This is a genomic window from Streptomyces shenzhenensis (genome assembly GCF_021462265.1).
GTDB lineage: Bacteria > Actinomycetota > Actinomycetes > Streptomycetales > Streptomycetaceae > Streptomyces > Streptomyces shenzhenensis.
This window is the reverse complement of sequence record NZ_JAJONF010000002.1, coordinates 1-19,281: the sequence shown is the minus strand read 5'-3', so window position 1 is coordinate 19,281 and position 19,281 is coordinate 1. Positions and strand designations below refer to the sequence as shown.

Below are 19,281 nucleotides of genomic sequence, written 5' to 3'. Positions count from 1 at the left end.
CCGTCCTGGAGGCTGCGTACATGTCCGTCACCTGTCGTGTTCTGTCGGCCCCGGGGGGCCTCGCGCTTACCGAATCGTCGCTTGCCGAAACGTCGTCGGTCCGGTCGTCACCTGGGGCACCCCACCGCGATGCGAGGGTTGCCGGTCAGCAAGCCAGGGCTTGACGCTGACGCTCTTGACCGTTCTGGTCCGCAAGTAACGCAGTTGCCCGAACGGATGTCAACGCCTGTCCGACTGGCGGGACGGTTCGGGCCGCTCTCACCTGCGCGGAACGCCGGGAGCATCCGCGACGTGGCCTGCCCGGTCCAGGATCTGGACGGCCGCGCCGGCGGCCTCCAGGCCCTGGCAACGGCCGTGATGGCGGCGGGCGATGCCGTCGAGGTCGAGGTGGGCGCCGAAGGCCTGGTGGGCGGCCAGCCGGCGGGCGTAGGCCCACAGCACCGGGTGGCCGGCGACGGCGTGCACCGCGGCGGCGTCCAGGTGGTTGCGGTGCACGGTGTCGAGTTGTACCAGTGCCATCCACAACTCGATGTCCGCGGCCGTGAGTTGCCCGCCGACCAGGAACTCCACCCCGGTCAGCCGGCGCTCCAGATCGGCCAGGGCGGCGAGCAGCACCTCCAGCGCCCCCGGGTCGCCGCCCTCGCGGCCGGCCCGTTGTGCGGCCTGCTCGATGTCCTCGGCGCACAGCCGCTCCACGGCCTCGATCTCGGCCCCGGAACCGCACGGGTAGAGCCGGGCGACGCCGTCGCCGAAGTGCCGGTCCAGGTCGCGCAGGATGTCCCGGCTGTGGGTGCTGACGATACGGCCGGACCAGTCGTCGCTGAACACCGGCGCGAGCGCCGGGCCCGAGTAGTGGTGGGCGCTGGCCTCGTACAGCGGGCGCAGCGCGGTGTGGCTGCCGTCGGGACAGTCCGGGACGGCGGGCAGGAAGGTGACCGGACAACAGTCGTCAAGGGCGAGCAGGCTGTGGCCGACGGCGATGCGCAGGCCGTCCGGACAGGCGGTGGACAGGTGCAGCCGGTAGCGGCGCGGCACCGCGTAGTGGCCGCTGCGGGCGTCGCGCCCGATGCGGCCCCGGAAGGCGGGGGTGGTGCGGACGGACGGAAGGGCGGCGAGCGGAGTGATGGACATGCGTCTCCCCGGGGGCGGGCGGGCGCGCGGACGTACACGCGGCGCGGGCGGTTCGTCGGTGGGTTCTCGGTGCGGCTCGGTGAGTCCTGGCGGGCGCCCGGCGCATGCGGCCGGGACCGGGCGCTCAGCCTCTGCGGCCGGTGGCGCCGCAGGTCCGCAGCAGGTCGATGTGGCGGCGGGAGGTGAGCAGGGGGGCCGTCCAGGGCGCGGGGCTCTCGCGGCGCGGTCCGCCGGTGAGCGTGCGCAGGCGACCCATCTTTCCCTACCTTTTCACTAGGATTCCCCCTGGAGTGTCGATCCGCCCGTGCCCCGCGTCAAGGGGGCGTCCACGCCCGGGACGTCCGGCCCCGAGTTGCCGCCGGCCGGCAGGCGCGGTGCGCTGGTGACTCAGGCCGAGTGACAGGAGCCGGAACCGATGACCGAGCCCCCGGGTCCCGGGCCGGTGCCGGGCGCCGTGCCCGAGACCTTCGCGTTCCGCTGCGGCCGGTGCGGTCACGGCTGGGAGGCCACCTTCCAGGCGGTGTTCTTCACCGACCCGGTCGCCGACCCGGATCTGCAGAGCACCCTGGAGTACGTCGACGAGGCCGGCCGGGCGGTGCGGTCGCCGCTCACGGACGCGGTGTGCCCGCGCTGCGGCAGCCGGCGGGTACGGATCGCGGCGGCCTGATCCCGGCCTCACCCGAATGGCACGTGCGAGTGGTCGGCACTCCTGGCCGGTGGTGGCGTGGAGGGACGTACCGCGTTCCCGAGGAGGCAGTCGCGATGACCCGTCCGTCCCGACCCGCGCGTGTTCTCGCCACGGCCCTGGCGGCGGGGACCCTGTCCGCCACGGCGGCCTGCTCGGACAGCAGCGGCTCCCCCGAGGCCGCGACCGTCTCCCCCGCTGTCGAGCGCTCCCCCGACGCCTCCCCCACCCCGGCCCTCACCGGTGCCGGGGCACAGGCCGCGCTGATCACACCGGCCGACATCGAGGACGACTGGCAACTGGCCGGCGACGCCGCCACCTGGCGCGACCAGATGCTGGTCGGCAAGGTCGACGTCGCTCAGTTCCTCAACGCCAGGTCCGCTGCCGCCGACTGCCAGCGACTGCTGGACAGCCTCTACTCCGACACCCTGCTGGGCCGCGCCACCGGCGCCTCCGGGCTGCGCGGCTTCACCGCGGACGACTCCCGGCTGCTGTACCAGGTGGGGGACTACGGCCAGGCCGCCATGGACGCCACGATCAACTGGCTGAAGGGCCTGCCGGAGAAGTGCAACCAGTTCACGGCCACCGCCTCGGACGGCAGCAAGCGGACCGTGCAGGTCGTCGAGTACAAGGAACCGCCCAAGGTGGCCGACGCGCTGGCGGCGCTCACGGTCACCGTCCAGGGCACCTCGAACGGGCAGCCCACCACGACCACCCTGGACGTCGCGGCGATGCGCGTCGGCGCCTCCGGGGCGGCGGTCACCAACGGCGGCCTGTCCGGCGTCGACCACGACAGCACCGCCCTGGCCGTGCAGAACGGTGCCCAGCGCCTCCAGGAGGTACTGGCAGGCAAGACCCCGGCCCCGCTGCCGAGCCAGTTCGACTAGGCGCGGTCCGGCGGACCAGGTCGCGGGACGGCACCGATGACCGTCGACCGCGGGAGGCAGTCGCCTCGCCCAGGCCCGATGGCCGATCCGCCACCGACGGCGAGCACCGAGTCACCTCCTGGTCACCTCCTACGGACCGGCCCCGCGCGACCGCCTTCTCGGTGACCTCGACGGGGGTGCGCGCGGCGGCCTCCGCGAAGGTGCCGCGGCCGCCGCTCCCAGCAGGTCGCGCATCCGCGCCGCCTGGTCCGTCCGATGCGGGCAAGAAGGACGACCGGCAGTCTCCATGACACCGCTTCGGCATGACACCGGCCGGGCAGGTGGCTCAAATGAGGCGCCGGCCGAACCGACCACGGGGGTGGCGCCGCTGGCGCTCCATCAGATGTCCGATGAATCGCGGCAGCAGGTATTGACGATCGCTACGAGACTCCTATCATCCTGAGTGTCCGAAGACCCGAGCATTGTTCGATATCACGAACACGCAAGGGGAGTCGGCCTTTCGTGGCACCGGTTCCGCCACCCCGCACGGCCGCGCCACGCAATCGCGACAGGCACCACGTACCACGGCACCCGCACTGCCCGTACCAGTCCCTGACCGCTTGGAGTTCGGCATGCCCTCCACACCCCCACGCTTTTGCCGAGCAGCGCTCCCCCGCTCTCGGGCCGAGGGCCGTCACGCCCGTTTCGGCTCTTCAGGAAGCCACTGACGCCCGGCGGACTCCAGTACGACGGATGAATGGGCATGGGACGGCCGGGCCCCCCGGAGCGATCCGTCCTGAGGGGATCGCCCGCGCCCGGCCGCTCCTCCCCCGTTCGCGTCCCAGGCGGCACCCCGGCTGACGCATGCCGGGAGACAGCCGTCGCGTCAGGTCTCTCCCAACTCACCGAAGAGGTGACCCACCGTGTCTTCTTCCGGAATCAGCCGCCGCAGTCTGCTCATCCTGAGCGGTCTCACCGGGGCGGCCACCGCAGGCCTGCTGCCCAGTGGTACGGCCAACGCCACCAATGGTCCGAGCAATTACACTGCGAGCTGGGCGTCGGTCGACCAGCACCCGCCCGCGCCCGAATGGTTCCAGGACGCCAAGTTCGGCATCTACTACCACTGGGGCGCCTACAGCGTCCCGGCCTACGGCAGCGAGTGGTACCCACGCCTGATGTACAAGGCGGGCGACGGCTGCAACACCCACCACAAGGCGACCTACGGCGACCCCTCCGCATGGCCGTACCACAACTTCATCCTGGGCGCCCGGGACAAGGCCGGCAACTTCGTCCAGTTCGCTCCCGAGCTCAAATCGGCCGGCGGCAACTTCGACCCCGACGAGTGGGCGCAGCTGTTCGCCGACGCCGGAGCCAAGTTCGCCGGGCCGGTCGCCGAGCACCACGACGGGTTCTCCCAGTGGAACAGCTCCGTCAACGAGTGGAACTCGGTCGCCAAGGGGCCCGGACTCGACATGCTGCGGCTGCACGCCGACGCCATCCGCAAAAAGGGCCTCAAGCTGTGGGTGTCCCTGCACCACGCCTACAACTTCCTGGGCTACTTCGACAGCGTGCCCGCGCAGTCGGACGCCAGCCTGAAGAAGCTCTACGGCCAGCTCGACGGGGCGACGGAGCAGCAACTGTGGCTCGACAAGCTCAAGGAGGTCATCGACGGGTACCAACCCGACATCCTCTACCAGGACTTCGACCTCAACAACATCGACGAGTCGAAGCGGCTGGACTTCCTCGCCCACTACTACAACCAGGCCGTCTCCTGGAACAGGGACGTCGTCGCCACCTACAAGGACGGCCTCAACAACCGGGGTGAGGTCTACGACTTCGAGCGGGGCGGGCCGGCCGACATCCAGACCCCCTACTGGCTGACCGACGACTCCGTGTCGAGTTCGAGCTGGTGCTACACCACCGGCATCGGTTACTACTCGCTCAAGGCCCTGCTGCACGCCCTGCTCGACCGCGTCAGCAAGAACGGCACCATGGTGCTGAACATCGCCCCGATGGCCGACGGCACCATCCCGGCCGGCCAGAAGTCCATCCTCCAGGGCTTCGGCGACTACCTCAGGCGCTTCGGTGAATCGGTCTACGCCACGCGGGCCTGGGTGGCCTACGGCGAAGGCCCCACCAAGATGGGCGGCGGTTCCTTCACCACACCGGTGGAGGGGAAGAACACCGACATCCGCTTCACCCGCAGCAAGGACAACACCGTCCTCTACGCCACGGTCCTCGGCTGGCCCGGCAGCACCCTGAACGTCACCACACTGACGTCGAGCCGGATCGACCTGTCCACGCTGAAATCGGTCCAGCTGCTCGACTCGACGGCCGGCGCCTACGTCAACCTCCCCAACCGCACCCAGGACGGCTCGGGACTGCACATCTCCATGCCGTCGGCCACCGCACCCTTCGACGCCCCCGCCTACGTGGTCAAGCTGACCTTCTCGGGACAGCTCCCACCCCTGAACGCGGGTGCACTGCCCACCAGTTGGGTGAAGATCGGCAATGTCACCACCGGCCTGGCCCTGGACAGCGGCGGCAACGTCGCCTCCGGGTCGGTGCTGAAGCAGTGGACCTACAGCGACGGGTCCACCAACCTGCAGTGGCAGTTGGTGGACCTCGGCAACGGATACCACCGCATCGTGAACCGGACCAACGGCATGGTGGCCGACAGCGCCGGCGACACGACCGTCGGCGCCTCCGCCCGGCAGAACGCCTGGAACGGCGGCAACAGCCAGCAGTGGAAGATCAGCGGTGTCGGCAACGGGCGCTACACCATCGCCAACCGCGGCACGGGAACGTACCTGGACTCCGGCGGCGACACCAGCAACGGCTCGACCGTCAAGCTCTGGTCCGCCGGCAGCAGCACCAACCTCCAGTGGACCGTCACCGCGGTCTGACCCCGCCGCACCACCCTCCCCGACGGAAACACAGCGACCAGGAGTGAACCCATGCCCCCTGCACCCCACCTCTTGCCGCGCCGCCCGTCCGCCGCGCGGCGTCCGATGGCGGCCGCTGCCGCGTGCGTGGCGGCGGTCCTGACCCTGCTGCTGGCCGCACTGACGTGGCCGGTGCCGGCGTCGGCGGCCGGTGCCGGGCCCTGCGACCTCTACGCCTCGGGCGGCACGCCCTGCGTCGCGGCCCACAGCACGGTGCGCGCCCTCTACTCGGCGTACAACGGCGCCCTGTACCAGGTCAGGCGTTCCTCGGACAACGCGACCAAGGACATCGGCGTCACGACGGCGGGCGGGCCTGCCAACGCCGCGGCCCAGGACTCCTTCTGCGCCGGCACCACATGCGTCATCACCTGGGTCTACGACCAGTCCGGGCACGGCAACAAGCTCGGCTACCAGGGTCCGGGCGGGATCGGCGGCTCCGACACCGCCGCGAAGGCGACGAGCGAATCGCTCAGTGTCGCGGGCGGCAAGGCCTACTCGCTGTACATCAACCCCGGCAACAGCTACTGGCGCGACGGCCACCTGACCGGCGTGCCCACCGGCAGCACACCCGAGGGCATGTACATGGTCACCAGCGGCACACATGTCAACAACGGCTGCTGCTTCGACTACGGCAACAGCGAGACCACCCGCAAGGCCGACGGCCCGGGAGCCATGGACGCGATCAACTTCAGCACCTCGTGCTGGTTCGGGGGCTGCTCGGGCTCCGGTCCCTGGGTCCAGGCCGACCTCGAATGGGGTCTGTTCCCCGGCGGCAGCAGCTCCTGGAACCCCAACCAGCGTGCCTTCACCGGCAAGTTCGTCACCGCGACCCTGAAGAACAACGGAACCACGCGGTTCGCGATGAAGGGCGCCAACGCACAGTCCGGAAACCTGGCCACGCTCTACGACGGCTCCCTGCCCAACGGATACAACCCGATGAAGAAGCAGGGGGCGATCATCCTCGGCAGCGGCGGGGACTGCTGCAACGGCAACACCAACCTCAGCGCCGGCACGTTCTACGAGGGCGCCATCGTCGCGGGCTACCCCTCCGACGCGACCGAGAACGCCGTACAGGCGAACGTCGTGGCCGCCGGCTACCGCTGACACCTACCGGCACGACGACACCATACGAAGGAGTGCTGATGTCAAGATCCCGATTATGGCCTGTCATGGTCACGGCACTGCTGGCGCTCGCCATGGGGAGCACCGCCATGCACAGCGCCGTACGCCCCGCAGCGCCGCCCGTGGCCGGCAAGGCCGCCGTGGCGACGGCCGGTTGTGGCAAGGCACCCGGCCTGACCAGCGGCACACACACGATCCAGAGCAGCGGCAAGACCCGCAGTTACATCCTTTCGGTCCCGGACAACTACGACAGCAGCCACCCCTACCGGCTGGTCTTCGGGTTCCACTGGCTGGGCGGCACCGCCACCGACGTGGCCACGGGCCGCACGGTGGAGACGGGAACCTGGGCCTACTACGGACTGCAGCGACTGGCGAACAACAGCACCATCTTCGTCGCGCCCCAGGGACTGAACAACGGCTGGGCCAACAGCGGCGGCGAGGACGTCACCCTCGTCGACAACATGATCAGCCAGATCGAGGGATCCCTCTGCGTCGACACCTCCCGGCTCTTCGCCGTGGGCTTCAGCTACGGCGCCGCCATGAGCTACTCGCTGGCCTGCTCCCGGGCGACGGTCTTCCGCGCGGTGGCGGTCCAGTCCGGCGGACAGCTCAGCGGCTGCAGCGGCGGCACCCAGCCCATCGCCTACCTCGGCATACACGGCGTCCGGGACGGCGTCCTCAACATCTCGGGCGGACGGACACTGCGCGACCGCTTCGTCAGGAACAACGGCTGCGCCTCCCAGAACCCGCCCGAACCGGCCCAGGGCAGCCTGACGCACCGCATCACCTCCTACTCCGGCTGCTCGGCCGGACACCCCGTCGAATGGGCCGCGTTCGACGAGGGACACATCGCCGCACCGCAGGACGGCGCCGGCGGAGACAGCGGCTCCAGGACCTGGGTCCCCGCGGAAGTGTGGAAGTTCTTCACCCAGTTCTAGCCGCCGACCGCACGAGCCCATCGTCATCGCCCCCCACAACCAGAGGAGTTCCTCCATGGCAATCCGAAAGTGGTTGCGTCCCTCCCGGCGCTCCCTCCTGTCCACAGGAGCCGCAGCGGCGCTCGGCGTCGGAATCCTCACCGGCACGGCCCCGGCCTCCCAGGCCGCCGGCTCGCTGCCCTGCGACATCTACGCCTCCGGCGGCACCCCCTGCGTGGCCGCCCACAGCACGACCCGCGCCCTGTACTCCGCCTACAACGGCCCGCTGTACCAGGTGCGCCGCGCCTCCGACAACGCCACCCGCGACATCGGCGTCCTCAGCGCGGGCGGAGTCGCCAACGCCGCGGCGCAGGACTCCTTCTGCTCCGGCACGTCCTGTGTCATCACGGCCATCTACGACCAGTCCGGACGCAACAACCGCCTCACCCAGGCGCCCCCCGGCGGCTTCTCCGGCCCGGCCGCGGGCGGCTACGACAACCTCGCGAACGCGACCGCGGCACCGATCACGGTCGCCGGCCACAAGGCCTACGGCGTCTACGTCGCCCCCGGCACCGGCTACCGCAACAACAGCACCAACGGCGTCGCCAAGGGCGACCAGGCGGAAGGCATGTACGCCGTCCTCGACGGCACCCACTACAACGGCGGCTGTTGCTTCGACTACGGCAACGCCGAGACCAACAGCCGCGACAACGGCAACGGCACCATGGAGGCCATCTACTTCGGCAACATCAAGGTCTGGGGCTACGGCACCGGCAACGGCCCCTGGATCATGGCCGACCTCGAGAACGGCCTCTTCTCCGGGGTCAACGCCGGCTACAACGCCAACGACCCCTCGATCAGCAACCGTTACCTCACCGCCATCGTCAAGGGCCAGCCCAACCACTGGGCCATCCGCGGCGGCAACGCCCAGTCCGGCTCCCTGTCCACCTTCTACAACGGCACACGCCCCAACGTCTCCGGCTACAACCCCATGAAGAAGGAGGGCGCCATCATCCTCGGCATCGGCGGCGACAACAGCCACGGAGCCGCGGGCACCTTCTACGAAGGCGTCATGACCAGCGGCTACCCCTCCGACGCCACCGAGAACGCCGTACAGACCAACATCACCGCAGCCGGCTACGGGAAGTAACACCGAAGGCGCGCTGACGCGGTACGAGCTGGGGCGGTGCAGGCCGCCCCAGCGGCCGCGTCCGACGATCCGTCACCAGCGGGGTCCACGCGCTCGACGGCTGAGGCCGTCGCCGCGGCCGAAGCCGCCGGAGCGGAGCCTGCCCTCCGTACAGCCACGGCTCATCCGCACAGCGTCTCGTCATGCTCGGCGGCGAGGTGCCCGGCGACGGCCTCGGTGATGTCGCCGAGGCCGTCGAGCTGCTCGGGAGTGAGCAGCTCGGCGAAGCAGTGCCGCACCGCCGCGAGGTGGATCGGGGCGGCGGCCCCAATGGCGGCCACCCGAGGCACCCCCAAGCCTTCCGGCCCCGCCCGGCCTCCGACTGCGCGGACGAGGCTGAACACGACATTCCCCACCCCCGGCCGCGCCGCCTTCTCCGCGCTCCCAAAGTAGAATCGGCCAACCGTGACCGGATTGCCCGTTTTACACCCCGGGAATCGTCCTGCCGCTCTGCCCTGGAGGGTTCTGTTGCCCCTTGCTGGACCGCGACGGTCAGTCCTGCGGGGGCTGACGGTCAGTGCATGCCTCATCGTGTTCTCCGGGCTGATCGGTGTGCCCTCGGCTGACCCCATGGCAGCGCCTGCCGGTCCAATGGAACTGGAAGCGAAGGTGATTCAGGTACTGCCGCATGACGTCGGCACCTTCACCGAGGGCCTGGAGGTTCTGGACGGCTCGCTGTACGAAAGCTCCGGAATATACCGGCAGTCCTGGGTACAGGAGGCAGATCTGTCCTCGGGCCGGGTGAGCCGACGCGTGGCGCTGCCCGCCTCATGGTTCGGCGAAGGACTGGCCCTGGTCGACGGAGGGCTGTGGCATCTGACGTGGCGTGAGCATACGGCCGTGTTCAGGGACGGCCGGACCCTGGGCGAGCTGCGCCGGGTGACTTACGACGGTGAGGGCTGGGGTCTGTGCCACGATCGAGCACGGGATCGGCTGATGATGAGTGACGGCAGCGCAACCCTGTCGCTGCGCGACCCACAGTCCTTTGAGCTGCTGGGCCGGATCACGGTCCACGACAGTGACGGGCCCGTAAGCGGGTTGAACGAGCTCGAGTGCACCGGCACGGACGTGTGGGCCAATGTCTGGCCCACCGAGGAGATCGCCCGCATCGATCCCAGCACAGGGCGCGTGACGGCGACCCTGCACATCGGCGCCCTCCCGGATCTTCCGCCTGCTGCTCGGCGTCCCGGCAACGTGAACGGCATCGCCGTGGATCCTTCCACGCACGACTTGCTCATCACTGGGAAGTACTGGCCGCACGTGTACCGCGTCCGCACACAGCGTGCCGAACGATAAGGCGACTCGGCCGCCTGCCTCAGTGGGTGTTGTCCTTCCCGGCTCGAGGACGGCGATTTCGCTGGTCGGGCATGAGGTCGGTGATTCCGCGGGAGTGGTGACCTGTCGTTTCGCCGCCTCCCGGGAGGTCACGGATGCCGTCGGTCGTCGGACTGCTGGAACTGCACGATCTCGCCGCTCGCCGACGAGTCGACCAGCTGGTGAGGAGGCCGACCGCATCCAGGCCGAACTCGCCCTGGCCGAGCAGGAATGGCAGAAGTGGGCGATCACCCGCGGACGGGCCGATGCGGTCCTGGCTCCGGACGGCGGCAGCGGCTCCGCGTCCCGCCCCGGCCGGGCACGCGAAGAACACCGATCGGCTCGGCCGCGTGCTCGCCACGGGACGCGAGCAGGCGCGCGGACTGACCGCCTCGTCGGGATAGGCCAGGACAGACATGGTTGGCCTTCTGCTCAGACTGCACGCGAGGCCCGGACTCCCGACAGCGCACTCAGCGGCTCCGACCAACCAGAAGCCACTACACGTGTGTAAAACTTAGACTGGGCAGCGCGATGTGTTCACCTCTGCAGGGAACTGGCGCTCGGAGTGCCTCCGCTCACCGAGCAGCGGCCGGGTGGGCTGCGAGCAGGGGGTGGAGTGCGCCTCCGGTGCGCAGGCGGGCGACCAGCGGGCGGATCAGGCCGCGCAGGACCAAGCCGGCAACGAGGGCGACGGGCGCAGCGACGACCATGGCACCGAGGACGTCGTGCGGGTAGTGGTCACCGACGTAGACACGAGTGAAGCCCTCCAGGATCGCGCAGATCGCGGCGACGGCGGCGAGCCGGCGGTCGAGGAGGAAAAGAGCCGCGGCGGTGGCGGCCGCGGCGGTGGTGTGACCGCTGGGGAAGGCGTAATCGGTGGTCGCTGGACAGCTGTTGACGTAGAAGTCGTGCGGCAAGGCGCGGCAGGGGCGGGGCTCCGCGACCAGCTTCTTGATGACCTCGGCGACGGCGAAGGCGGCCACCACCACCACCGGGGCGGCCAGGGCCGCGGCCATGGCCGCATCATCACGGCGACGGGCCCGCCACCAGCCGATCACCATCAGGACCGCGAAGACAGCGAGGCCGAGGTTGGTCGCCAGGGCGACCGGGGCGTTGAGCCAAGGTGTGTCACGGGCGAAGTCGGTGACCGACGTGAAGAGCGAGCCGTCAATGCGCGAGCCGTCGAGGGCAAGGGGCGCCATGGCATGAAGGGTCATCAGGCGGGGACTTTCGGACAGGCGGATACCGCAATAACACCAAGCCGCGGATGGGTGAACGACACCCTAACATCTACACGCGCGTAAAAATTCAGAAGGTCCGGTGGTGTGCGCGGGCCTCGATGCGGTCCCGCGGACGAGGACGCGTGCCCGCGACCGCGCCCGTCGTACGGCCCCTGTCGGACGACGACGCTCCCCAGGCGGCCACGCGCCTGAGGTGGGCGGTGAACGGCTCGGACGGCTCAAGGGCGGAGGCCGGGATCTCCGGGTGTGAGAAGATCCTGTGCCGCTTGAGCAGCAGGGCGTGCCACACAAAGAGCAGCACGACCAGGCCGGGGGCGATCACCACCTGGGCGTTGAACAGGCACAGCAGGATGGACACCCGGTCGGTCAGCTTGTCGGTGAACCAGATGCCGGCCCCGCCGAGCAGTTGGGCCACGTCCAGGTTTGCGGGTCATGGCTTCGCAGCCCTCCTGGTCCCGCTTCAGGACAGTGCCGGTGAACACCGCCAGGAACGTCAGCAGGAACAGCGCCGCACCTATGACCCCAGTTGCCCTTTGGGTCCTCGATCACTGGCCCGTCAGGCCCGCGCCTTCGTGCACCCCATGGACGGGGCCGTAGCCCCTGGAATGTGTCTGGTGGTCCAGCAGCCTTTACACGCGCAGTGCGCGACGCAAGGTGTCGCTGAGCTCTGTGTACTTCTCCTCGGCCTGGGCGGGGTCGGTGCGGGCGGCGTTGGTGACGCAGCCGCGTACGTGGTCGTCGAGGAGGCCGAGGGCGACTTCCTGAAGGGCTCGGGTGGCGGCGGTGATCTGGGTGAGGACGTCGATGCAGTAGCGGTCGTCGGTGACCATGCGGGAGATGCCGCGGACCTGGCCTTCGATCTTGTTCAGGCGGGCCAGGTGGTCGGCTTTGTGGTCGGTGTATCCGGGCGGCTGGGTGTGCTGGGCGTGGGCGCGGCGTGGGGTGGTGGAGGTCATCGGGGTTCGTCTCCCTCACGCGTGCCGTCGGCGGTGGTGGGGGCGGTGTAGGGGTCCGGGTCGGCGTCGAAGGTGGCGGCGCAGTGGGCGGAGCAGAAGGAGTAGGTGCCGTTTTCGGTGTGCCGGTGCTCGGCGGCGGTCTTCCTGTCCACCCGCATGCCGCAGACCGGGTCCGTGACCGTGCCGTCGTCCTCGCCTTGCCATGCGGGGTGGTGCTCGGGGCGCGCCGGTGTTGGTGTGTCGCCGGCCGGGGCGCGGTCGGCGGCGGACTCGGCCCGGGGCCGATCGGGGCCTGGCCGGGCCTCGGGCAGCGGCTGGGAGTGCCAGCGGCGCAGCCGGGAGGCGTTGGTGACGACCGACAGGGAGCTGAGCGCCATGGCCGCGGCGGCGATGATCGGGCTGAGCCGGATACCCCACAGCGGGTAGAGAGCGCCGGCGGCGAGGGGGACGCCGACTGCGTTGTAGACGAGGGCGAAGAACAGGTTCTGCCGGATGTTGCGCATCGTGGCCCGCGAGAGGCGGATCGCGGTGACGACACCGCCGAGGGAGCCGGAGATGAGGGTGATGTCGGCTGCTTCGATGGCCACGTCGGTGCCGGTGCCGATGGCCAGTCCCACATCGGCGGCGGCCAGGGCGGGGGCGTCGTTGATGCCGTCGCCGACCATGCCGACGGTGCGGCCCTCACCCTGCAGACGGCGGATCTCGTCGGCCTTGTGCTCGGGCAGCACGTCGGCCAGCACCCGGCCGATGCCGACCTGTGCGGCGATGGCTGCGGCGGTGCGGGCGTTGTCCCCGGTGAGCATGACGACGTCGACACCCAGGTGTTGCAGAGCCGCGATGGCGGCGGCGGAGTCGTCCTTGACGGTGTCGGCGACGGCCAGCACGCCGGCGGGCCGTCCGTCGACCGCGGCCAGGACGGGTGTCTTGCCCTCGGCGGAGAGGTCGGCCGCGACGGGGGTGAGCGCCGTGGTGTCGATGCCGACGTCGCCCAGCAGCCGGGCGGTGCCGACCAGGACGGCTCGTCCGTCGACCGTGGCCTGGACGCCCTTGCCGGTGACCGAGTCGAAGCCCGTCGCGGCGGGCGGGCGGATGCCGCGGTCACGGACACCGGCGACGACGGCCTGCGCGAGCGGGTGCTCGCTGTCGGCCTCGGCCGCGGCCACCAGACGCAGCAGTTCTGATTCGTCGAACTCCTCGGCGGTGCGGACGTCGGTCAGGACGGGCTTGCCCGCGGTGACGGTGCCGGTCTTGTCCAGCACGACGGTGTCCAGCTTGTGCGCGGTCTCCAGGGCTTCGGCGGAGCGGATCAGGATGCCGGCCTGGGCACCCTTGCCCGTGCCGACCATCACCGACAGCGGCGTGGCCAGACCCAGCGCGCACGGGCAGGCGATGATCAGCACCGCGACCGCCGAGACCAGCGCCAGGGTCAGCGCAGGCGACGGGCCCAGGGCGAACCAGATGGCGAAGGTGCCGACCGCGATGGCGATGACCGCGGGCACGAAGTACGCCGACACCGCATCCGCGAGCCGCTGGATGGGGGCCTTTGACGCCTGGGCCTGCTGCACCAGGCGGATGATCTGGGCGAGCATCGTGTCCGCGCCGACCTTGGCCGCCCCGACACGCAAGCTGCCGGTGCCGTTGACGGTGGCGCCGATGACCGTGTCGCCGGCGTGCTTGGTGACGGGCATCGGCTCTCCGGTGACCATGGACTCGTCGACCGCGGACGAGCCGGAGAGGACCTCGGCGTCCACGGGGATCTTCTCGCCCGGCCGGATGACGAGTTCGTCGCCGACCACCACGTCCTCGACGGGGATCTCGCGCTCGGTTCCGTCCCGTACGACGCGGGCGGTGCGGGCCTGCAGGCCCAGCAGGGCGCGGATGGCCTCGCCGGTGCCGGCCTTCGCCCGGGCCTCCAGCAGCCGGCCGAGCAGGATCAGGGTCAGGATGACGCCGACGGCCTCGAAGTAGACCTCACGCACCTCTTCTGGCAGCAGGAAGGGGGCGAGGGTGACCAGCAGGCTGTAGCCGTAAGCGGCACTTGTACCGAGGGTGATCAGGGAGTTCATGTCGGCCGCGCGGTGGCGCAGGGTCAGCCAGCCCGTCACATGGATCGGCCGGCCGGTGTAGAACATCACCGGCGTGATCAGCGCCAGCTGCAGCCAGTGGTTCAGCATCCAGCCGGGCACCCAGGTGGCACCGAACAGTTCGTGCGCCATCACCGCGAACAGCACCGGCGCGGTGAGCACCGCTCCCAGCAGCAGCCGGCGGGTGAGGTCTTTGATCTCCGCCTGCCGCTCGGCGGCGTCCGCGGCCTCCGATTCCGCGGCCGTCCGCTCCTCACCCGTCGACGGCCCACCGGGCGCAGGAGGAGCAGGAGGCGGTGGGGCCGTGGCTCCGTGGCTGCCCGGGGCGGGCGGCGCGGAGCCTTCCGCGGGTTCGACCAGCAACGTGCCGTGGATCATGTTCATGCCGCAGGCGAAGCCGAAGGAGCCCGGGCGGTCCGGGTTCAGCCGCACGGTGGTGCGGGTGTGGGCGGGCAGGCCCGCGCTGGCCTTCAGGTCGGGGAAGACCACACGGGAGGTGCACTCGCCGGCCTCCTGCCGGTCGAAGACCAGCTCCACCGGCGTGCCCTGGCGGACCTTGATCAGGTCGGGGCTGTAGCCGCCCCGCACCGTCACCTCCGCCCGCTGCACACCGCCCTCCAGGCGGGCGGCGCCGACGCGGCGCGGACCGAAGAAGTACCACCCCAGCGCGGCGATCAGCACAGCCGAGGCCAGGACAACAACGACTTCGAGGGCACCCATGGGCGGCTCGCCTCCCTTGCCGATTCCCCTCCTCCAGCCTGCGCCCGACTACCCCTACCTGGTAGGGGCGGGTCGGCCCACTGGCCTGGGACCATCCGGCCCCAGACCGCCACGCCCAGCGGCGGGACGATGGAGGAGAAGGCAAGAAGTCGCTGGGTGCGCTTCCGCATCCGGCCACGGGTACAAGGCCGAAGCAGGGGTGATTGGCGATGATGTTCTGGTACGACCACCACGTCAGCGGCTGGGGCTGGTTCGCAATGTCGGCCGGCATGATCCTGTTCTGGGCACTGATCATCACCCTCGCGGTGCTGCTCTTCCGCGCCCTGAACCGGCCCCAGGAACACCCTCACACCCACACCCACACCCCGGCCACGCCCTCGGCCGAGGACATCCTTCACGAGCGGCTGGCTCGCGGGGAGATCGACGAGGACGACTACCGGCGCCGCCTGAGCGCACTGCGCGCCGGGCCCGTCACCAAACCCTGAAACCGCCGGCCGCACCACTTGCGGCCATGCCCTCCGCCGAGGAGGCCGGTCATGAACAAGCGCAACTACGGGCTGTACGCGCTCGCCGCCGCGATCGTCGTCGCCGCCATCCTGATCGTCGGCGCGCCGCTGCAGAACCTGATCTGGCTCGCCCTCGTCGTCGCCTGCCCGCTGATGATGTTCTTCATGATGCGCGGCATGCACGGTCAGGACATGCATGGCGGCAACGATCAGCAGCACGACGACCGGGACGAGGATCCTTCCCCAAGCTCTTCGGGCAGGGGAGACCCCATGCGCAAGCACGACCATCCCACCGGGTCCAGCCGGCTCTGAGCGTCCCGGGCCCGGGCGGGAGGTGAGTGCTATGGCCGCCGTGATCGCCGCACTGATCGGCCTGCTGGTCCTGGGCGCCCTCGTCTACGACATCACCCGGCTGTTCGGCAGCCAGGAGCCCCCTCGGCCACCGCTGGCCCGTCTGCGGGGCCGGCGCGCTGCTCTGGAGGCCGCGGAGCTGAGAGTGGTGGGCCTGCACTTGCACCACCGCGTCGACCAAGCCGCCTACCAGCAGCGCATGAGCAGCCTCGCCCATGGGCGGCGCACCCCCGCCCGCCCCGCCTCCGCCATGGGAGGCCGCCATGGATGACGCCGCATACGGCCTGTGGCCGCTGGTCGTCCTCAGCACCCTGCTCTTCATCGCGTTCGCCGCCGGCTTCTTCCGCCCCAAGACGAAGCGGGACTGGCGCGCGATGGGCGCCTACAGCGCCTTCCTCGTCGCGCTGTTCACCGAGATGTACGGCATCCCGCTGACCGTCTACCTGCTGGGCAGCTGGCTCGGCTCCCGCTTCCCGCTGCTGAAGAACACCCACGCCGGCGGGCACCTGTGGAACGACCTGACCGGCTGGTCGGGCGATCCGCACCTGAGCCCGTTCCACCTGGCCGGCTACGTCGCCATCGGCACCGGATTCTGGCTGATCGCCGCCGCCTGGAGGCGCCTGCACGAAGCCGTCCAGCACGACCACCTGGCCACCACCGGCCCCTACGCATGGGTGCGGCACCCGCAGTACGACGGCTTCCTCCTCGTCATGATCGGGTTCCTTCTGCAGTGGCCGACCATCCCCACCCTGATCATGTTCCCGATCCTGGTGTACGTGTACGCCCGGCTGGCCCGCAGCGAGGAACGCGAAGTCGCCGCCCACTTCGGCGAACAGTGGACCGCCTATGCCGAACGCGACTCCCGCGTTCTGGCCGAAGCTGCGCCACCGGCCGTCCGGCGCCCGCCGGGCAGTACCCGCGGCCCGCACCGGCCCGCCGCCCGGAGGTGAGCCGTGATGACAGCACTGACCTGGGTCCTGATCATCGTCGGCCTCCTGATCGTCACCGCGTGCGGATTCCGCGTGCACCGCGTGGGCGGCCCGTCGCGAGAGGTGACCACCGCTCTGCCGGTGGCCGCTGTGCTCGCCCTCCCCGGACTCCTGACCGACGAGGCGCCCGCCGCTGCCTGGGGCCTGTGGGGCGCCACCAGCATCGCCGCAGCACTGACCTGGGCCGTCGCCGACACCCTGCGCGACATCCCCAACCGGACAGCGGGCAAGGCCCGAAGGACGTCATGACCAGCAATCCCACCGCCCCCGAAGGCAGTGACGAGCAGACCGTCTCAACCACCGCGAACGAGGGCCGCTACGACGGCTCCCGGCGTCCGCTGCCCGATCGGGGTGTACCTCTCCCGGCCCGCGCCCGGCGGGTCGATGACGGCAGTACGTTGCGAAAGAGGTGATCGGCGATGCCACCGCACTGTGATTCTCTCGACGGTCCCGTCGTCACGGCCGCGCGCAAAGCCCTGGAAGAAAGGGATATCGACGAGATCCTGCCCTACGTGCCGGAAGAAGGGGAACCAGAAGTCCGTGAGGCGTTCGGTCTCACCGACAAGGTGCGGACGCTCGGCCAGGAGGCACGAGAAGTGGCCGACCGGTGGTTCTTCGAGACGGTCGTCCGCGTACACCGCTCCGGAGAAGGCGCTCCCTTCACGGGGCTGAAGCCGGCCGGGCTCGATGTCGGACCGGTCATCCCGGCTGCTGAGCGCGCCCTCGACGCCGGCTCCGCGGACGAACTGACAGGGGTACTGTGCGAGATCATCCGTGAGCAGGTGGAAGAGCGTCACGGCCGCGCCATGGCGCTCAAGGAGCATGCCCCTGAGGGGGTGGCTGCCGCCCGCGCATATCTGGAAGCCGGTCTCGGCCTGCAGGTGTGGGCCCACCACCTGTACAAACAGGCGATCGCCGTCCCGCACCCACCAACCCGGCGCTCCTGAGCAACCGCAGCAGGCGCTGTTCCGGCGCCTGCTCCGGGATGTCGGGGGCGCGCCGGCGTGGAGCCGTGCGTCCGCAGGCGAAGTGGCTGCGCATCGCCTCTCAGCCCGGGATCAGACCCTCTTCGGACAGTAGCTCCCGTACCTGCGTGAGGCCGGTGTCCTCATCGGGCAGTACCAGATCGGACGGCGTGATCTCCTCGTCCGGCAGCGGCGTTCCCAGGCTGCGCACCGCATCGAGCAGGGCCGACAGGGCAGTGGCGAACGCCGTCTCGTCGCCCGCCTCGGCGGCCGATTGAAGGCCGGTGTCCAGTTCGTTGAGCCGGTCCATGTGCTCGGCTGCGATCTCGTACTGGCCTTCACCGAGAATGCGCATGATCATGATGTCGTCTCCTGGTCCGGCGACTTCTGCGGGGCGTCGGAGCCCTCCACAGCCGCCGGGGCCGACGCCGTCGGCAGTTGTGCTTTCATCCTGGCCAGCTCCGCTTCCACGTCACTGCCCGCGGTCACACGCTCGAACTCGGCCTGGATGTCGTCACGCCTGGCCGGCATACCTGACTTCGGCTCGTCAGGGTGAACTCTTTCGGAGTGCTTGATAGGGCCGGCGCGGCGGCCGTATCCGTGGTGTGTGAGGTATGCGGACGGGGGCGGACTGACTCCTGCAGGACGTCAGCACCGGGAGACTGTACGGATGCAGGCGGCTGAGCTGTTCGAGCGGAAGATCAAGCCGCCGGAGGTGGCGCGGCGCCTGCGGGTGAGCCCGAAGTCGGCTTACCAGTGGCACCGGTTGTGGCGGGAAGGCGGTGGGAAGGCGCCGGCGTCACGTGGCCCGAGCGGGTCACGATGCCGTCTGTCCCCGCGCTGTCTGGAGAAGCTGGCCGCATACCTCGACGAGGGACCGGCCGCGCATGGCTGGGTGGAGGACCAGGCGTGGACCGCGGCGAGGGTTGCCACGCTGATCGGCAGGAAGTTCCACGTCTCCTACAGCGTCTCGGGTGCCACGAGGCTGATGCACCGGCTCGGCTTCAGCCCGCAGGTGCCTGCACGGCCGGTCGCCGAGCGCGACGAGCAGGCCGTCACCGCCTGGAAGGAGGCGACCTGGGCCGAGGTAAAAGAGCCCGGGCGGCCGGCGAATTCGAGGGGTCGTTGCAACACTGCTGGTCACGTGCCTGTGGTCAGAAGCTTAGCGAGGCGCTCGGCTGGGGTTTGCCAGCCGAGCGTTTTGCGTGGACGGCTGTTCATCTCGGTGGCGACGGCCGCCAGGTGCTCGGGGGTGTGGACGCTCAGGTCGGTGCGCTTGGGGAAGTATTGCCGGAGCAGT

At 70.2% G+C, this 19,281-nt stretch carries 20 protein-coding genes, 4 pseudogenes and 1 riboswitch; of the genes and pseudogenes, 14 read left to right on the top strand and 10 right to left on the bottom strand.

From position 1 onward, the window contains the following. Positions 1 to 57: 57 nt before the first annotated feature. Positions 58 to 181, bottom strand: a riboswitch (SAM riboswitch). A 77-nt stretch (positions 182 to 258) separates the two neighbouring features. Both LQ326_RS02665 and LQ326_RS47745 read right to left on the bottom strand, forming a co-directional pair. Continuing rightward, the gene (locus LQ326_RS02665; RefSeq protein WP_234531961.1) at positions 259 to 1,131 is read right to left on the bottom strand and encodes a glutathione S-transferase C-terminal domain-containing protein; all 873 of its coding nucleotides are present in this window, start codon (positions 1,129 to 1,131) and stop codon (positions 259 to 261) included. Positions 1,132 to 1,255: 124 nt separating this feature from the next. Then, the gene (locus LQ326_RS47745) at positions 1,256 to 1,387 is read right to left on the bottom strand and encodes a hypothetical protein (RefSeq protein WP_268206593.1); all 132 of its coding nucleotides are present in this window, start codon (positions 1,385 to 1,387) and stop codon (positions 1,256 to 1,258) included. 159 nt (positions 1,388 to 1,546) lie between these two features. Here LQ326_RS47745 and LQ326_RS02660 point away from each other — a divergent pair, with 159 nt between their 5' ends. The 6 genes and pseudogenes from LQ326_RS02660 to LQ326_RS02635 all read left to right on the top strand — a co-directional run. Next, positions 1,547 to 1,798 carry a hypothetical protein gene (locus LQ326_RS02660; protein WP_234531956.1) on the top strand — a complete coding sequence of 84 codons (252 nt, stop codon included), beginning with the start codon at positions 1,547 to 1,549 and terminating at the stop codon, positions 1,796 to 1,798. 95 nt (positions 1,799 to 1,893) lie between these two features. After that, on the top strand, positions 1,894 to 2,703 hold the full coding sequence (locus LQ326_RS02655; protein ID WP_234531955.1) for a hypothetical protein: 810 nt from the start codon (positions 1,894 to 1,896) through the stop codon (positions 2,701 to 2,703). A gap of 902 nt (positions 2,704 to 3,605) precedes the next feature. Then, on the top strand, positions 3,606 to 5,588 hold the full coding sequence (locus LQ326_RS02650; RefSeq protein WP_234531954.1) for an alpha-L-fucosidase: 1,983 nt from the start codon (positions 3,606 to 3,608) through the stop codon (positions 5,586 to 5,588). A 186-nt stretch (positions 5,589 to 5,774) separates the two neighbouring features. After that, positions 5,775 to 6,731: pseudogene (locus tag LQ326_RS02645) on the top strand (arabinofuranosidase catalytic domain-containing protein); the annotation flags it as partial. Between the two features lie 65 nt (positions 6,732 to 6,796). Beyond that, the gene (locus LQ326_RS02640) at positions 6,797 to 7,687 is read left to right on the top strand and encodes a CE1 family esterase (protein WP_234531953.1); all 891 of its coding nucleotides are present in this window, start codon (positions 6,797 to 6,799) and stop codon (positions 7,685 to 7,687) included. Between the two features lie 55 nt (positions 7,688 to 7,742). Beyond that, positions 7,743 to 8,807, top strand: a pseudogene (locus tag LQ326_RS02635) (arabinofuranosidase catalytic domain-containing protein); the annotation flags it as partial. Positions 8,808 to 8,977: 170 nt separating this feature from the next. Here LQ326_RS02635 and LQ326_RS02630 read toward each other — a convergent pair. Beyond that, entirely contained in the window at positions 8,978 to 9,136 is a 159-nt protein-coding gene (locus LQ326_RS02630) for a hypothetical protein (protein ID WP_234531950.1), read from the bottom strand. A gap of 289 nt (positions 9,137 to 9,425) precedes the next feature. On the opposite strand from LQ326_RS02630, the gene LQ326_RS02625 reads away from it, so the two are divergent. Next, positions 9,426 to 10,151, top strand: a complete 726-nt coding sequence (locus tag LQ326_RS02625) for a glutaminyl-peptide cyclotransferase (protein ID WP_234531947.1) — start codon at positions 9,426 to 9,428, stop codon at positions 10,149 to 10,151. A gap of 593 nt (positions 10,152 to 10,744) precedes the next feature. On the opposite strand, the gene LQ326_RS02620 is transcribed toward LQ326_RS02625, so the two are convergent. The 4 genes from LQ326_RS02620 to LQ326_RS02605 all read right to left on the bottom strand — a co-directional run bounded on the left by LQ326_RS02620 (position 10,745) and on the right by LQ326_RS02605 (position 15,170). Next, positions 10,745 to 11,371, bottom strand: coding sequence for a phosphatase PAP2 family protein (locus tag LQ326_RS02620; protein WP_234531946.1), 627 nt, complete (start codon positions 11,369 to 11,371; stop codon positions 10,745 to 10,747). Between the two features lie 106 nt (positions 11,372 to 11,477). Beyond that, a complete protein-coding gene (locus LQ326_RS02615; protein WP_234531945.1) occupies positions 11,478 to 11,825 on the bottom strand; it encodes a hypothetical protein in 348 nt (115 codons plus the stop codon). A 214-nt stretch (positions 11,826 to 12,039) separates the two neighbouring features. Beyond that, positions 12,040 to 12,366 carry a metal-sensitive transcriptional regulator gene (locus LQ326_RS02610; RefSeq protein ID WP_234531944.1) on the bottom strand — a complete coding sequence of 109 codons (327 nt, stop codon included), beginning with the start codon at positions 12,364 to 12,366 and terminating at the stop codon, positions 12,040 to 12,042. Continuing rightward, positions 12,363 to 15,170, bottom strand: a complete 2,808-nt coding sequence (locus LQ326_RS02605) for a heavy metal translocating P-type ATPase (RefSeq protein WP_234531943.1) — start codon at positions 15,168 to 15,170, stop codon at positions 12,363 to 12,365. Before LQ326_RS02605 ends, LQ326_RS02610 begins: the two co-directional genes overlap by 4 nt. Before the next feature lie 209 nt (positions 15,171 to 15,379). Here LQ326_RS02605 and LQ326_RS02600 point away from each other — a divergent pair, with 209 nt between their 5' ends. The 6 genes from LQ326_RS02600 (at position 15,380) to LQ326_RS02575 (ending at position 17,963) form a co-directional block, all read left to right on the top strand. Then, entirely contained in the window at positions 15,380 to 15,655 is a 276-nt protein-coding gene (locus LQ326_RS02600) for an SHOCT domain-containing protein (protein WP_234531941.1), read from the top strand. 51 nt (positions 15,656 to 15,706) lie between these two features. Next, a complete protein-coding gene (locus LQ326_RS02595) occupies positions 15,707 to 15,988 on the top strand; it encodes a DUF2933 domain-containing protein (RefSeq protein WP_234531940.1) in 282 nt (93 codons plus the stop codon). A gap of 31 nt (positions 15,989 to 16,019) precedes the next feature. After that, positions 16,020 to 16,298, top strand: a complete 279-nt coding sequence (locus tag LQ326_RS02590; protein ID WP_234531939.1) for a hypothetical protein — start codon at positions 16,020 to 16,022, stop codon at positions 16,296 to 16,298. Continuing rightward, positions 16,291 to 16,977 carry a methyltransferase family protein gene (locus LQ326_RS02585; protein WP_234531938.1) on the top strand — a complete coding sequence of 229 codons (687 nt, stop codon included), beginning with the start codon at positions 16,291 to 16,293 and terminating at the stop codon, positions 16,975 to 16,977. The genes LQ326_RS02590 and LQ326_RS02585 overlap by 8 nt, the downstream gene beginning before the upstream one ends. A 6-nt stretch (positions 16,978 to 16,983) precedes the next feature. Continuing rightward, entirely contained in the window at positions 16,984 to 17,265 is a 282-nt protein-coding gene (locus LQ326_RS02580) for a hypothetical protein (RefSeq protein ID WP_234531937.1), read from the top strand. 170 nt (positions 17,266 to 17,435) lie between these two features. Beyond that, positions 17,436 to 17,963 carry a DUF6448 family protein gene (locus tag LQ326_RS02575; protein ID WP_234531936.1) on the top strand — a complete coding sequence of 176 codons (528 nt, stop codon included), beginning with the start codon at positions 17,436 to 17,438 and terminating at the stop codon, positions 17,961 to 17,963. Between the two features lie 100 nt (positions 17,964 to 18,063). Here the strand turns inward: LQ326_RS02575 and pspAA are convergent, their stop codons facing one another. Next, positions 18,064 to 18,342 carry a PspA-associated protein PspAA gene (gene pspAA / locus LQ326_RS02570; protein WP_234531935.1) on the bottom strand — a complete coding sequence of 93 codons (279 nt, stop codon included), beginning with the start codon at positions 18,340 to 18,342 and terminating at the stop codon, positions 18,064 to 18,066. Continuing rightward, entirely contained in the window at positions 18,339 to 18,512 is a 174-nt protein-coding gene (locus LQ326_RS02565; protein ID WP_234531934.1) for a hypothetical protein, read from the bottom strand. The genes pspAA and LQ326_RS02565 overlap by 4 nt, the downstream gene beginning before the upstream one ends. Before the next feature lie 76 nt (positions 18,513 to 18,588). On the opposite strand from LQ326_RS02565, the pseudogene LQ326_RS02560 reads away from it, so the two are divergent. After that, a pseudogene (locus tag LQ326_RS02560) lies at positions 18,589 to 19,140 on the top strand (helix-turn-helix domain-containing protein); the annotation flags it as partial. Here LQ326_RS02560 and LQ326_RS02555 read toward each other — a convergent pair. Beyond that, positions 19,122 to 19,281 (bottom strand): annotated as a pseudogene (locus LQ326_RS02555) (IS30 family transposase); the annotation flags it as partial. The pseudogenes LQ326_RS02560 and LQ326_RS02555 sit on opposite strands and share 19 nt — an antisense overlap.

Coding starts and splice junctions, on each gene's coding strand:
- LQ326_RS02575 (WP_234531936.1), top strand. CDS start 17,436: ATGCCACCGCACTGTGATTCTCTCGACGGTCCCGTCGTCACGGCCGCG.
- LQ326_RS02640 (WP_234531953.1), top strand. CDS start 6,797: ATGGTCACGGCACTGCTGGCGCTCGCCATGGGGAGCACCGCCATGCAC.
- LQ326_RS02655 (WP_234531955.1), top strand. CDS start 1,894: ATGACCCGTCCGTCCCGACCCGCGCGTGTTCTCGCCACGGCCCTGGCG.
- pspAA (WP_234531935.1), bottom strand. CDS start 18,342: ATGATCATGCGCATTCTCGGTGAAGGCCAGTACGAGATCGCAGCCGAG.
- LQ326_RS02585 (WP_234531938.1), top strand. CDS start 16,291: ATGGATGACGCCGCATACGGCCTGTGGCCGCTGGTCGTCCTCAGCACC.
- LQ326_RS02660 (WP_234531956.1), top strand. CDS start 1,547: ATGACCGAGCCCCCGGGTCCCGGGCCGGTGCCGGGCGCCGTGCCCGAG.
- LQ326_RS02620 (WP_234531946.1), bottom strand. CDS start 11,371: ATGGCGCCCCTTGCCCTCGACGGCTCGCGCATTGACGGCTCGCTCTTC.
- LQ326_RS47745 (WP_268206593.1), bottom strand. CDS start 1,387: ATGGGTCGCCTGCGCACGCTCACCGGCGGACCGCGCCGCGAGAGCCCC.
- LQ326_RS02665 (WP_234531961.1), bottom strand. CDS start 1,131: ATGTCCATCACTCCGCTCGCCGCCCTTCCGTCCGTCCGCACCACCCCC.
- LQ326_RS02565 (WP_234531934.1), bottom strand. CDS start 18,512: ATGCCGGCCAGGCGTGACGACATCCAGGCCGAGTTCGAGCGTGTGACC.
- LQ326_RS02610 (WP_234531944.1), bottom strand. CDS start 12,366: ATGACCTCCACCACCCCACGCCGCGCCCACGCCCAGCACACCCAGCCG.
- LQ326_RS02595 (WP_234531940.1), top strand. CDS start 15,707: ATGAACAAGCGCAACTACGGGCTGTACGCGCTCGCCGCCGCGATCGTC.
- LQ326_RS02605 (WP_234531943.1), bottom strand. CDS start 15,170: ATGGGTGCCCTCGAAGTCGTTGTTGTCCTGGCCTCGGCTGTGCTGATC.
- LQ326_RS02580 (WP_234531937.1), top strand. CDS start 16,984: ATGACAGCACTGACCTGGGTCCTGATCATCGTCGGCCTCCTGATCGTC.
- LQ326_RS02590 (WP_234531939.1), top strand. CDS start 16,020: ATGGCCGCCGTGATCGCCGCACTGATCGGCCTGCTGGTCCTGGGCGCC.
- LQ326_RS02600 (WP_234531941.1), top strand. CDS start 15,380: ATGATGTTCTGGTACGACCACCACGTCAGCGGCTGGGGCTGGTTCGCA.
- LQ326_RS02625 (WP_234531947.1), top strand. CDS start 9,426: ATGGCAGCGCCTGCCGGTCCAATGGAACTGGAAGCGAAGGTGATTCAG.